8 protein-coding genes are annotated in these 14,320 nt (G+C 39.4%); 5 read left to right on the top strand and 3 right to left on the bottom strand.

The features are described 5' to 3' along the window. The first annotated feature begins 27 nt into the window (after positions 1–27). The 5 genes from CW745_RS16965 (at position 28) to CW745_RS00535 (ending at position 9,191) form a co-directional block, all read left to right on the top strand. On the top strand, positions 28–693 hold the full coding sequence (locus CW745_RS16965) for a copper resistance protein CopA (RefSeq protein ID WP_193755497.1): 666 nt from the start codon (positions 28–30) through the stop codon (positions 691–693). 79 nt (positions 694–772) lie between these two features. Then, a complete protein-coding gene (locus CW745_RS00520; RefSeq protein WP_101106440.1) occupies positions 773–1,024 on the top strand; it encodes a hypothetical protein in 252 nt (83 codons plus the stop codon). Between the two features lie 350 nt (positions 1,025–1,374). Continuing rightward, a complete protein-coding gene (locus CW745_RS00525) occupies positions 1,375–3,456 on the top strand; it encodes an EAL domain-containing protein (RefSeq protein ID WP_101106441.1) in 2,082 nt (693 codons plus the stop codon). Between the two features lie 2 nt (positions 3,457–3,458). Beyond that, complete coding sequence (locus CW745_RS00530) at positions 3,459–8,249, top strand: CHASE domain-containing protein (RefSeq protein WP_193755498.1); 4,791 nt, start codon at positions 3,459–3,461, stop codon at positions 8,247–8,249. A 9-nt stretch (positions 8,250–8,258) separates the two neighbouring features. Beyond that, positions 8,259–9,191: a diguanylate cyclase gene (locus tag CW745_RS00535; protein WP_101106443.1), complete on the top strand. Its 933-nt coding sequence runs from the start codon at positions 8,259–8,261 to the stop codon at positions 9,189–9,191. A 325-nt stretch (positions 9,192–9,516) separates the two neighbouring features. Here the strand turns inward: CW745_RS00535 and CW745_RS00540 are convergent, their stop codons facing one another. From CW745_RS00540 to CW745_RS00550, 3 genes are all read right to left on the bottom strand, one after another. Beyond that, positions 9,517–10,791: an outer membrane protein transport protein gene (locus CW745_RS00540; protein WP_101106444.1), complete on the bottom strand. Its 1,275-nt coding sequence runs from the start codon at positions 10,789–10,791 to the stop codon at positions 9,517–9,519. 120 nt (positions 10,792–10,911) lie between these two features. Then, positions 10,912–12,231: a Na+/H+ antiporter NhaC family protein gene (locus CW745_RS00545; RefSeq protein ID WP_101106445.1), complete on the bottom strand. Its 1,320-nt coding sequence runs from the start codon at positions 12,229–12,231 to the stop codon at positions 10,912–10,914. A gap of 154 nt (positions 12,232–12,385) precedes the next feature. Then, on the bottom strand, positions 12,386–14,215 hold the full coding sequence (locus CW745_RS00550; protein WP_101107061.1) for an ABC transporter ATP-binding protein: 1,830 nt from the start codon (positions 14,213–14,215) through the stop codon (positions 12,386–12,388). Positions 14,216–14,320: the final 105 nt, after the last annotated feature.

The raw sequence follows: 14,320 nt of genomic DNA on the forward strand, positions 1-14,320 counted from the left end.
ATTCATATACTTTAAAGGAAATAAAAAATGAATGTTAAAAGAACCAAAATTGCACTGCTACTTAGTAGTACACTTTTTTTATCACTGCCGATGAGCTCAGCCTTTGCGCATGAGGCACACTGTGAAATAAAAGAAACCCAGTTGGGCGAAACGATGAAGCACTTAAAAAGTGAATTACGCGCTTACGTCAAAGGTTTTAAAAAAGGTGATCAAGAGAAAATGCAACAGCACCTTAATGAGCTGTTGTTACTCAGTGAGAAAGCAATTCAGTTTACGCCAGTGAAAATAGCACAAATGGATCATGAAGATATGAAAGGTAAAGGCGTGCCAGAAATGGACCATTCAAAAATGAATCATGGTGAAATGAAAAGTAAAGCTATGCCTGAGATGGATCATTCGAAAATGGATCATGGTGAAATGAAAGGTAAAGCTATGCCTGAGATGGATCATTCGAAAATGGATCATGGTGATATGGACAGTAAAAAGCATGATATGACTAACATGCCAAACATGGAGGGGATGAGTGCCACGCAACACCACCAACACATGAAATATATGCAAGGAATGGAAAAATTACAGGAATTGTTTAAAGCCCTGAACCTAGCCAAAGATGAAGCTGAAATAAAAGCGATTTTAGGTAAAATAAAAGCGCACAGTAAAAAAAGTCACCAGCAGTTTCGACAGGATTGTTAATACTATGCTGCTTGCTCACTTTTCATCTTGAAATATCATAGGTATAGTGCATTTTTGTAACTCAAATGGATGAGATAAAATGAACAAATTTGCACTAATCACAATGGCAAGCTTATTTTTTACTGGGCAAAGTATGGCCGTTGATTTTGTTAAGTTAAATGAATCAGTTGATAAAGAGAAGGCCGCTGCCTCAGTGGATACCGATAAGTTACAAGAATCGGTGAAAGGCGATGAGATTGATTATAAAAAAGCCTATGACTCTGTCGATAAAGAGAAAGCCGATAAAGCGATTGATAAAAAGAAAGCTACCGAAGCGTTGTTTTCTGAGTAATTGCTGACATAAACTGCTGGCAGAGGATATCTGCCTTTTTTGAAAAAACATATCAGTCCATTTCTAAATTGTAGTATCACTTTTCCCCGACTATTTTCAATAAATTTTCATTTAATTCCATGATTTATAAAGGGTTATTTTTCTCTTTGTTATGCTATTAATTAAAATGTAGCGTTATCTCTCATATTTGCGTTACGAAAGACTTTTCTTAAAATAATCTGCCTGTTCTTAAAACTGTTATGTAAATTACGCCTATATTTTATATTTATATGTTTTTTACTTGCCTGTCTATTTGGCTAGGCTAAACAGCTAAGTAAGTAAAATCAGCAAATGGTTGAGGTGGGTAATGCATGTTCTCTCGAATTAATCATGTTCCTAAAATTTTGTTAATAGATGATGACTCTGAGCAAATAAAAATATTAAACCAAGCACTTAATGAACTCGGAGACGTTTTTTTTGAACAGGACTCTTTAAATGCTTTCAATATGGCGATGAGTTGCAACCCTGATCTTATTTTATTAGATATAGAGATGCCTAGTTTAAATGGCTATCAGGTTTTAGAACAGTTGAAAGCAAATGAAAAAACCTGTCAAATTCCAGTTATTTTCATTACTGCACACAGCGAAGTAGAGCACCAATTGTATTGTTTAGCCAACGGCGCAGTTGATTTCATTGCTAAACCTCTGCATCCAGAAGTGGTTGTAGCGCGTGTTAATACCCAATTACTCGCACGTGAAAGAGAAAAGCAATTAATTGAGTGGTCGCAGCATGCAAAAACGACTTTGGATTGTATCGGTGATGGGGTCATTACCACCGACAAACTTGGAATCGTCACCTTTATTAATCCCGCTGCAGAACTCATTATTGGTGTGACAAACAATAATGCTATTGGGCATGCTATAGAGCAGATCATGCCGTTAAGGGGTCTTAATGATACCTTGCCACAAATTAATCCTATTCGACTTGCTATTGCAGATAGTAGAGCTACATGTAAATCTTTTAATTACCAAGTAATGAAAAAAAATGGCCTGTGGATCACCATTGAAAATAATGCAGCGCCATTGATATCCAAAGCTGGCAATGTCAATGGTGCTGTTATTGTATTTGACGATATTGATGAGATGCATGCAACGGCAATTAAAATTTCGCATAGTTTACATTACGATGAGTTAACCAACTTACCTAACCGTTTTATGTTTATGGAAAGGCTCGATGCAGAGATCGCGCGTTGTGCATCAAGCAAACATAAGCTTGGCCTGATTATGTTTGATATTGATCGTTTCAAATTGATTAATGAAGAGTTTGGTTTTGAATTTGGCGACCTTGTCCTTAAAAGAATTGCGCAATCATTACAATCAATGCTGAGCAAAAATGAAATACTGAGTCGCCATAATGCTGATGCTTTTATGGTGTTACAGCCCGGATTTGAACAACCGAGTGATCTCGCTAATTTAGCCATAACAATTAAAAAACACCTGTTAACCTGTTCAGACATTCCATCTGAAATCAATAATTTGTCCATGAGTATTGGGTTAAGTATCTACCCTGATGACGCATTAGATGGACAGTCATTAATGCTCCACGCAGATGCCGCATTGCACCGTGCTAAAGCGGATCCTAGCCATGAAGGTTGCTGCTTTTATTCTGAAGAGATGGAGCTTGTTAATATTTCACGTCGACAGCGCTATATGCAACTGAAAAAGGCGATGACTGATAGCAATATCGTTGCGTTGTATCAGCCGATTGTGGATGCCAAAAGCGGGCAATTAAAAGCAGTCGAAGCACTGATGCGTATTAGAGGTGACGATGGCTCGCTTATTGCCCCAAGTGAATTTATTCCTCTCGCCGAGGAAACACGCTTAATCATCCCATTAGGAAAAGCAATGATCGAACTGGCGCTAACGCAATTAAACGCGTGGTCAAAGCAAGGCTTAACCATACGTATGTGCCTGAACATCTCGCCAGTGCAATTTAAGGATCCTAAGTTTATCGCTTTTTTAATCAACGCCATTGAACAACACGGTATTAGCTCAAGCTTGATTGAGCTTGAAGTGACCGAAAGTATGATGCTTGAAGACCAACAGAAACTGATTGATGATCTACAACTGTTGCGTTCAATGGGAGTCAGCATCTCAATTGATGATTTTGGTACAGGTTTTTCGTGCTTAAGTTATCTCAATTCATTGCCCGTTGATGTCTTAAAGATCGATAAATCTTTTGTTGCATTACTGAGTGCTGAGCAGCCCAGTGACATATTGGTGAAAACCATTGCTACTTTGGCGCAGAGCATGAATTTTAATTCTGTCGCAGAAGGGGTCGAATCGATCGAACAAGCTTGCTTGCTCAATCAGCTAGGCGTGACTTTTTTGCAAGGTTACTTATTTTCTTGTCCGGTTGTGGCAAATGAGATTAAAGGCCACTATAAAGTATGAAAATGAAAAAGCTTGGGAAAAATGGGTTTTTAGGTTGCTGGTTGGTCAGCTTGTTGGGTGTGTTGATGACTTTAACGTTGGCATGGGCCGCGCATTATCATAATCAATATAGGATCAAGCAATACACTGCGGGTCTTGCTGAAAAGACAGAGATGCTTATTGCAAGCCGTTTTCAACATTACGAATATGGGTTGGCGGCAGCCAGAGCGATGATTGTTGCAGTAGGAGGGGATAAACTTACACGCCAGCAATTTAAAACTTATAGCCAAAGTCGAAAGCTAGACAAAGAGTTCCCCGGTTCACTTGGTTTTGGGTTTATCCGCCGAGTGCCGGTTGCGCAAGAGGTACTATTTATTGAGCAAGCTCGCGCTGATGATGCGCCTAATTTTAGCATTCGTTCATTATCACCTCATGATGAAGATCGTTTTGTTATTCAGTATATCTACCCCGTCGAGCAAAATAGCCAGGCTGTTGGGCTTGATATTGGTTCAGAAAGCAATCGTCGAGCTGCCGCTTTAAGTGCAGCGCGTCATGACAGACCGTTTCTGACTGCGCCAATTACTTTAGTTCAAGCTGATAGAAAACCACGTAAAGGTGCTTTAGCATTGTTGCCTATCTATGCTGATGGGGTGAAGCTTGAAACCAATGAAGCCAGAGAGAATGCAGTTATCGGTTGGTCATATACGCCTTTGATTATTGATGATGTATTATCACATCTTGAGGATTTAACGGATCATGCTTTTGTTTCTTTAACCAATAAAACTGAGACAAGCCCTTTTTATAAAAGTACTGTGGATAGAAGGAATTCTGATCCTAAAAATAGCCTCGAATATCCCATTTTTGTATTAGGCCAGCATTGGAAAATGCAAATATCTCCTTCCTTAACATCTATAAAGCATCAGCAACCATGGAATATTAGCTTCATTATTATTTTGGGGCTATTGCTCACTACTAGCGTACTTTATGTCATTAATTTGTTACGATTTTCTGAACGAGCGGATAATGAAAATAGGTTAACCGAACAGGTTTATAAAGTTGGTTTTGACAGTCTTGCTTTTTTTATTAAAACGCCTCAAGTTAAGCGTGTTTTTTTATTTATTGCGGTGCTTCTATTTCTAATAGGCGTCTTGATTTGTGGTTTGCTGGTGAATAACCATATAAATGAGCTAAAGCATACTCTTCGTAAATCCAATGACTTCGCACACTCCAAGCTACAAGCAGTGTCGGAACAATACAAAAAAGATGTGTTGTTTCTCGCTAAAGCATCTCCACTTCTTGAGTTAAAGAGCTTACAGGATGATATACAGACTCGTGGCACCAATGTGGATATGATGCAATTACAAGAAAAATATGATCGAATTAGCAATATTTTTAAAGCATATATGTTGGCAAATACAAACGTATATCAAGTACGTTTGATTGGGGCGCATGATGACTGGCAAGAGCGAGTTAAGGTACAACGTATAAAAGGTGTCCCTACTGAGTTCAAACAAGATGCGTTGCAATCGAAACAACATGAAACTTATATTGCGCAAACTCTTCAGGTGGGTAGCCAAAATATTTTTATGTCAGCAATAAACTTGAATCGTGAATTTGGAAAAATTGAGCAGCCTCATCGTCCTGTTTGGCGTTTCTCTATGCCACTATTTCATGCTGATGGTCGCCCCTTTGCTATCATTGTTATTAATATAAATGCCGATACGCTATTAAAGTCGTTAGTAATAGATACTGTTGAAGTAGGCGAGCTTTATGTGACCAATGATGAAAGTGATTATTTACTGCAGCCAAATTTGTCGAAAACATTTACTTTTCAATATGGCGAGTACCATCGTTGGAAAGATGAATTTAAGCTTGAAACATGGTTTGGAAACTCGAACCTATTTGAATTAGTTGCTTACACACATCCATTAAACGATATCTTCGCCATTGAAAGTCAATTCTTATTGGGAGGTGGTATCAACGAGCGGTGGTTGAACTTATATAACACTAGCTCTCAGGTGGCACTTTTCTCTCAAATAGCCGTGAAAATTACAATATTGTGTTTGTTTTTATTGTTACTGTTTATTGTCGCGTTCACTATTCACTATGGATTATGGTTGACTCAAATATTGCGTAATAGGGAGATGCTAAATTCACAGAAAGAGGCACAGCAAGAAAAAGAGAGACTTCGTTTTAAAGGGTTATTAGAGTCATCTCCAGATGTAACTATTGTGATTAATGAAGCTGGTAATATTCAAATGGTTAATGCACAAGCTGTGCAAATGTTTGGCTATGAACGCTCAGAAATAGAGGGGAAATCAATCGATAAATTAATCCCTTTGCAACATAGAAAAGAGTATAAACATCTGATAAATCGCTATATGTGCATGCAAGAGGGAAAGTTTATTGCGAATAAAAGGGAGGTGATAGCACTTAGATCGGATGGCATTGAGATTCCAGTCGAAGTAAGCTTAAGCTCTGTTAATGTGGATGAAAAATTACTGATAACTGCTTCACTTCGCGATATAACACTACGACTTAAAGAGGAAGAAAAACTTAATAAAGCATTGTCTGACGCAAAATTAGCAACTGAGGCTAAAAGTGCATTTTTAGCCAATACTAGTCACGAAATTCGCACCCCGCTGAATGCGATTATCGGTTTGAGCTATTTATTATCAGAAGAGGCGTTGACCGTTGATCAACAGCAACTTGTATCGAAGATTGAATTATCTGGAAAATCTTTACTCGGTATCGTTAATGATGTCTTAGACCTTGCAAAAATTGAAGCCAATGAGATGCCACTTGAGCAAGAACCATTTGATTTAAGTGACTTTATTGAAGAGGTATGCAGTATATTCGCGGTGCAGGCAGAAGCAAAAAATATTACCTTTAATGTGCAATTATCCCCTGATCTGCCTGATTGGGTAGCAGCAGATATTACTAGATTACGTCAAATCTTGGTCAACTTGCTGAGCAATGCACTTAAATTTACTGAACAGGGAACTATCCATTTTAACGCTGAAGTGATTAGCAATAAGCTTGCTTTATATCCCGATAAAAAAATAGTGCGGATATCGGTGACTGATACTGGCATCGGCATATCAGAAGAAGCAAAAACACGTTTATTTAAACCCTTTAACCAGTCTGACTCTTCGACTGCACGCCGCTTCGGTGGCACAGGAATTGGCCTGTCGATCGTACACCAGTTGGTGGAATTGATGGAGGGAAAAATAGGCCTTGAAAGTGAGCATGGAGTAGGCAGTAAATTTTCGGTAGAGTTACCTCTTACGGTGCCCACTGAAGATCAAATCGTGGCTATAGATAACCTCAAACAAACGTTATTTGTGATCATTGCTGAGGACGACCCTAGCGATGCAAATCAGTTGCAGAAGATAGTACAATCGCTAGGCTGGCGTGCGCAGCTAGTCAGTAATGGCAGTGAGATGGTGGATGTTTATATACAAAGAAGAGAAAAAAATTTACGTCCACCCGATGCACTGATTGTAGATTGGAAAATGCCTGTTATGGATGGCATACATGCACTTAGTAAACTTTCCAGTATTATCGGGCGTGAAAATTTGCCAGCGGTATTGATGATATCTTCTTCTGAGAAAGAAGATATCGTAGCCAATGATAAAGATAAATTAATTAATCATTATCTTGCTAAACCGGTTAATGCGTCATCCTTGTTTAATGTAGTCAATGAGGTTGTGACGTTACATACGGGCAATTCACAACGTGTACTCCAATCTTCACGCACTGATGCAGTAAAAGCTAAATGGTTACCTAATATACATATTCTTGTGGTTGATGATCGCCCTATAAATCTCACCGTTATCAGTAATATATTGCAGCACAATGGAGCTGTAGTCGATACCGCGAATAGTGGCGAAGAGGCATTAACCCTGTTAGCCGATAAGACTAATGACTTTGATGCGGTATTGATGGATATACAGATGCCGGGAATAGATGGTCTTGAAGCTACAAGACAAGTGAGAAATGAGCTTGGCTTATCGAAGTTACCTATCATTGCATTAACCGCTGGTGCATTAGTGGAAGAAAAAAATCGCGCGTTGGCTGCCGGAATGGATGACTTTTTAACAAAACCGGTCAACCCGACAAAAATAATTAACGTACTGCGCAATGCAATAGAGAAATATCGTGATAAAGAGATTCCAATTGCCTCACTCAAGTTAGTGCAGTCAGAAGAAGGAGATTTTCCTACTATTACTGGGTTGAATATTGATAAGGCAAAACAGATCATGCAAGGAGATAAAGAGCTTTTCTTGAAAGCCTTGGCCAGCATGTTAGCTGATTACGAAAACCTTGCTTCGCCAATTGAAAATCCGAATTCATCAAAAGAACGCCTGACACTTGCATCGCAAATGCATAAGCTAAGAAGCGTTTCAGGCATGTTGGGGGCAGAGGAAATATATCAACTGGCAACCCAAGCAGAACAACTATTACATAGCGAAGATGAGCCTGTAGGGCATTTGTTAATACCAATACGACATGAATTTAAAGCATTGCAACAAGCGAGTGAAACGCTATTAGCTAGTTGGAAAGAAGCGAAAAAAGAGGCGTTAAGCAATACAAATAATGCGCCAGACCTACAACCTGAAACGCTTAAAAACATACTAACTTTACTTGAAGAACAAGATATGAGCGCGTTAGCTGAGCTTGAATTACATAGTGCTTCATTGCGAAAGTCACTCGGCGGTGAAGACTTTGAAAGACTTCAAACCAGTTTAGATCACCTTAATTTTGGTGAAGCGGTGGTGCTTCTTGCACCTCTTAATAAAACCATAGGATAACGCCATATTATGATAGCAATACATGATGAATTGGCTGATATTTTGATTATTGATGATGATCCCTCTGTCATTATCACTTTAAATAAAGTATTAAATAAAATTGGGCGTATACGCTTTGCTGCTGATGCTAAGCAAGCTTTTGCAATGATATCAGGTCGCCATCCAGACTTAATTCTGTTGGATGTTGAGTTGCCAGATATGCGAGGTTTAGAAGTGTGTACGCTACTAAAAAGTAATGCTGAGATGCAAAATATTCCGGTGTTATTCATTACCAGTAATATAGAAGTGGGCTTTGAAGAAAAAGTCTTTGATGTTGGTGGTGCTGATTATATCACTAAACCCCTTAACCCCCGTGTTGTGGCTGCCCGTGTTAATACGCACCTTAATTATCAGCGCGCTATTGGTTTACTTGAAAATTTAGCCCATAAAGATAGTTTGACAGGACTTGATAATCGACGCAGTTTCGATGAGCAATTAGCGATTGAATTTAAACGAAGCCGTCGTGAGAATACGCCTTTGACGATTGTGATGATCGATATCGATCAGTTCAAAAAGTACAATGATCATTTTGGTCATGTAGAAGGGGATATGTGTTTAAAAAATATCGCGTCGATATTAATGCAAACGGCGAGGCGACCGACTGATTTTGTGGCCCGCTATGGTGGTGAAGAATTCGCCTTTATTTTTCCTGATACTGATCAACAAGGCGCTCAGGTTTTGCTCTCGCAATTGTTAAAAAATATTGAAAATGTAGGCATAGTACATTCACCAGAAGCACAATATGGACACGTGACTATTTCGATTGGTTACAGTACATACTTGCCTGATCAAGCAAAGAAAAAAAACTCAGTGGATTGGAAAGTCGTTAATGTTGCTGACCAGGCGCTTTATCAATCTAAGCAAAATGGTCGTAACCAGATGAGTTATGAATCATCCTATTAAACCGGATAATTTTTGTGATAAGAGTTTATTTAAACGAGCATTCAACGACTTCGAAATATTATCATACCAATTCCGCCCAAATAGTGAACAAATATTACGTAGGAAAAAGCAGTTAGTTCAAGGCGAAAATTGATTTAAATGGTTGTTCCCTTTACGAAATTTTTAACGCTGAAATAGCTTCTTTTAACTAGTAAGATTGATCAGTTATTTAGTGGATTTGGTATTAATACATTAAAAAGAGGAAAGTGAGGGCGAGGAATATAGAAAAATCGTATCTAGCCAGAAGAGAAGATACGATTTTTAATCGGTTATATTATTTTAGATATTAGAAACGGTGGCTATATTGAACTGCGACTAAAATAGCATTAGCGTGCGTTGTTCCTGTGATACGAGATACTTCTACCTTATTCATTTCAGTTGTTTCTGTAACTGACACATCTTGTCCAAGTAGGTAAGTTGCACCGACATCTAAGCTTGAATCGTTACTAAAGTGATACGAGAAGCCTGCAGAGAACCATTGTCTGTCTGAGTCTGGCACAGAAATCGAGGTGACCTTATCTTGCGCACTTTGGTCATACATGTAACCTGCGCGAAGCGTCCAGTTATTACTTAAGTAGTAAGTGCCACCTAATGAGAAGTGCATCGCATCTTTCCACTGGTACTCATTAATGGTGCCAAAGGCTTTTGAATCAAGCGTATCAAAAGCAGACCAACCTATCCATTGAACACTGTAGTGCACTGCGAAAAGTGAATCGGTCAGGCGATGATAACCAGAAAACTCAGCCATATCGGGTAGTGGCATATAGAGCGTGTCGTCTTTTGATGTATTTCCACCGAATGATATATCGCCTTTCGCTTCTAGCTCTGGGCTGTAGTGATATGAGAGCCCGAATCGATTATTTTCATCGAGTTCAAATACTGTCCCTAAATTAAAGCCGAGGCCAAACCCTGATGCATCAGCATTCAAAGCCTCTTGAGACTGGATAACTTGGCCGTTTATTGGGCTATAAACTTTTACTTCACGCTCGAGCTTACCTTGGCCATAAATAATATCTAGGCCACCACCAACACTCCATTGCTTATTGATACGATATGAAGCAGCTAAACCAAGGTTAATGCTTTTTACATCAGTTAAACCACCATATTCAGAGCCAACAAAACTGTCATCAAATTCAGTTTTGGTACCAAAGTTTGAATAAAGGTTGGCCCCCACTGCAAACTGCTCGCTGATAGGGACGATAAGGTGTATGTTTGGTGCGAGAGAGGTATCCCCTGCATCGCTGTAATTAGAGTCGTCACTATAGCCAACACCTGGTGCAATTAAATGTTGTTGCTGATAGCTTGCATTACTCACATCGATCTCTGTTGCTATTACATTAAGACCTAGCGATAACTCTGTTTGTTCAAAGAGCGCCATAGCTGCAGCATTTCTTGCCATTACTGAGGCGTTATCAGCAATCACCGCATCACCAGCAAAGGCACGTCCAAGGCCAGTTGCGGATTGTGCATTTAACTGAAAACCGGCGGCATTAACTTGCAGTGCACTGAAAAATAAAGCGCTTGCGATAAGTGATTTTTTGAATGTTATTTTATGAGGCATGGGGTTATCCGTAACAATTGATTTAATTTTGCTGAAGTGTACGACAAAAAATGAGATAACCCACAAAAATAGTCAACCTTTTGACTGTTTTTTTGAACTTGGGGCTATCTCTTTGCCGGTTTACTGCTTTCTGAAGCTTATGATTAACACTGCGACGATTGCTAAAACAAAGCAGTACCAAGCATTGGTAACCGCTGCTAAAGGAGAGATAGCGAAAATAGAGGCCGCCAGTAAGGCTTGGGCACCGTAGGGTAAAATGCCTTGCATTACACAGGAGAAGATATCTAATAAACTCGCTGAACGTTTCGCTTCAATCCCCTCTTTTTTTGCCAGCTCTTTGGCAATGTTACCTGTGACAATAATCGAAACAGTATTGTTCGCAACACAGCTATTGGTTAATGAAACCAGTGAAGCAATACCGATTTCAGTAACACGTTTACTCTGTTTATTTGAAAAGCGCTGGATAACGGCTTCAATTTTTTGGCTGATAAACGCTAGACCGCCTCGTTGTTGCATAAGGGCTGCTAACCCGCCGACAAGCATCGATAGAATAAAGATCTCTTGCATGTTTTTAAAACCATCAAAAATATCATTAGCAAAGCGAGAAACGGAGTAATCAATAGTCATAAAACCAGTAAACCCAGCTAATAAAATACCTACGGTTAATACCACAAAAACATTTAAGCCTGAGACTGCTAAGACTAAAATAGTTAAGTATGGCAATACTTTAAAGAAGTCTACCTCTTGTGCTGCAAGCTCAACACTTCCTTGACCTACAACGATTAAAATAATCAAAGTGATGATGGCCGCAGGTAATGCAAATATTAAATTTTCTTTAAACTTATCACGCATATCACAACCCTGTGTGCGGGTTGCCGCAATAGTTGTGTCTGAGATAATGGATAGGTTGTCACCAAACAGTGCACCTGAGATAACCGTACCAGCCATTAATGCTAAATCAATATTGGCTTCTTGAGAAACACCGAGCGCAATCGGTGCTACGGCTGCAATTGTGCCCATTGAGGTTCCCATCGCGGTGGCAATAAACGCTGCAATCAAAAAGAAGCCGGGTAATAATAGATTTGAAGGAATCAATGAAAGTCCAAGTGCAACCGTTGCATCCACGCCACCTGTTGCTTTGGCAACCGCTGCGAATGCGCCAGCTAGCAGGTAGATTAAACACATTGCGATGATGTTTGCGTGGCCAATGCCAGCAATAAAGGTTTCTATTGCATTGTTTAACTTTTCTTTTGAAAGCAGTAGTGCAAGCATGATAGCGGGTAAAATTGCCACTACACTTGGCAGTTGATAAAAGGCAAAATCAACCCCAATATTTTGATAATAAAGCCCCGCACCAATAAATAGTGTTAAAAATAGGAAAAGAGGGGTGAGTGCAATAAAAGAGGGGCTTATTGTGTTTTTTGAGTTTTCACTAGTCACATGATTACCTTTATTAATTGTATTTGTATGATAAAAAAGCAGGCGCTAGTGTACGTTAATTTTTTCACTAGCTATAGTCTCATCAGGATGTTTTTATAAAAAAAGAGCGCTAAAAATAGCGCTCTTTGATAATACTGATTTCATCAAAAAACGATTAATCGATACCTAAGAAACCACCTGTTTGATGAGCCCAAAGTTGTGCATATATGCCTTTACCTTGAATCAACTCTTGATGTGTCCCTTGCTCTAGTACTTTTCCTTTATCCAATACGATCAGTCTGTCCATGGCTGCAATTGTTGATAAACGATGAGCAATAGCAATCACTGTTTTCCCCTGCATCAGTTCATATAAACTCTCTTGAATCGCCGCCTCTACTTCACTGTCGAGTGCAGAAGTCGCTTCATCAAGCACTAAAATTGGCGCATCTTTTAGTAAAACGCGTGAAATAGCAATACGTTGGCGTTGCCCTCCTGAAAGTTTAACGCCACGCTCTCCAACCTGTGCATCATAACCGGTGTTACCTGCGCTGTCGGTTAAGCCCATGATAAATTCGTGTGCTTCTGCTTGTTTACAAGCATTGATCATCTGTGCTTCAGTGGCATCTGGTCGCCCATAAAGAATATTTTCACGAATAGAGCGATGAAGTAGTGATGTGTCCTGTGTCACCATGCCGATTTGAAGGCGTAAACTTTCTTGTTGCACTTCGTTTATTGCTTGGCCATCAATGATGATTTTGCCCTGTTCAACATCATAAAAACGTAATAATAGATTAACCAGTGTGGACTTTCCTGCACCAGAACGTCCGACTAATCCTACTTTTTCTCCCGCTTTAATATTCAGGTCAAGGTTATCGATTACACCTTTGTTTTCTCCATAATGGAAGCTGATGTTATCAAAGTGAAGCGCTCCTTTATTAACCACCAGCGGTTTCGCCTGTGGGTCATCTTCAATAATGTTGGGCTTAGCAAGGGTTCGCATGCCATCGGTTACTGTGCCTATATTTTCAAACAAAGCACTCAGCTCCCACATGATCCAATGTGACATACCGTTTAAACGCAGGGCTAGACTAACTGCGATGGCAATGGCACCAACGGTTATTGCGCTTTGCATCCAAAGGCCAATAGCGAGTGCCGTGATAGCAAAAGCTAATACATAATTACTGATTTGTACGCTGACATTAATACCGGTTGCTAAACGCATTTGCCGATAAACAGTGTCTAAGAATCCTTTCATGCCTTGCTTTGCATAGGCTGACTCTGAATCTGTATGGGCAAATAGTTTGACTGTTGAAATATTAGTGTAGCTATCAACAATGCGCCCGGTCATGGTAGATCGCGCATCTGCTTGTTCGGTCGCAACCTTACGCAGTCGGGGAATAAAGTAATATTGTAAAGCGATATAAATAACCAGCCACACCAACATAGGGATTGCTAAACGATAATCGGCTTGCGCGACCATGGTTACCATGGAGATGAAATATACTAGGACGTAAACCATTACGTTAAGTAATTTCATGACCGTTTCGCGCACTGCAAGGGCTGTTTGCATTACTTTAGTTGCGATGCGCCCTGCAAAATCATCTTGATAAAATGAGACACTTTGCTTAAGTAGGTAACGGTGTGCAAACCAACGAATAGACATTGGGTAATTGCCTAATAATACCTGATGCACGATAAGTGAATGCAGTAGCGTTAATACTGGAATCAAAACTAATACAATTAACGACATGCTGAGTAATTTCAGTCCCTCATCTTGCAATAGGGTTTCTGGATTTTTAGTGATTAACCAATCTACTAATTGCCCCATAAAACCAAACAGTGAAACCTCTAAAATAGCTAATAGAGAGGTTAAAATTGTCATTATTGTTAAAGCGACCCCATAACCTTTGGTGTAATGAAGGCAGAATGCCACCAGTGTCCCCGGTGGTTGGGTTGGCTCTGTATCATTTAATGCAGGCACTAAATTTTCAAAGTATTTAAAAATTCTTAGCATCGGGTTTCCTAGTAGAATAGAAATTAGAGCGGTTAATATAATGGGTTACAGAAACAAAACAACCATTTATATAAGCGGACATAAATAAACTATAGT

The organism is Psychromonas sp. psych-6C06 (assembly GCF_002835465.1).
GTDB lineage: Bacteria > Pseudomonadota > Gammaproteobacteria > Enterobacterales > Psychromonadaceae > Psychromonas.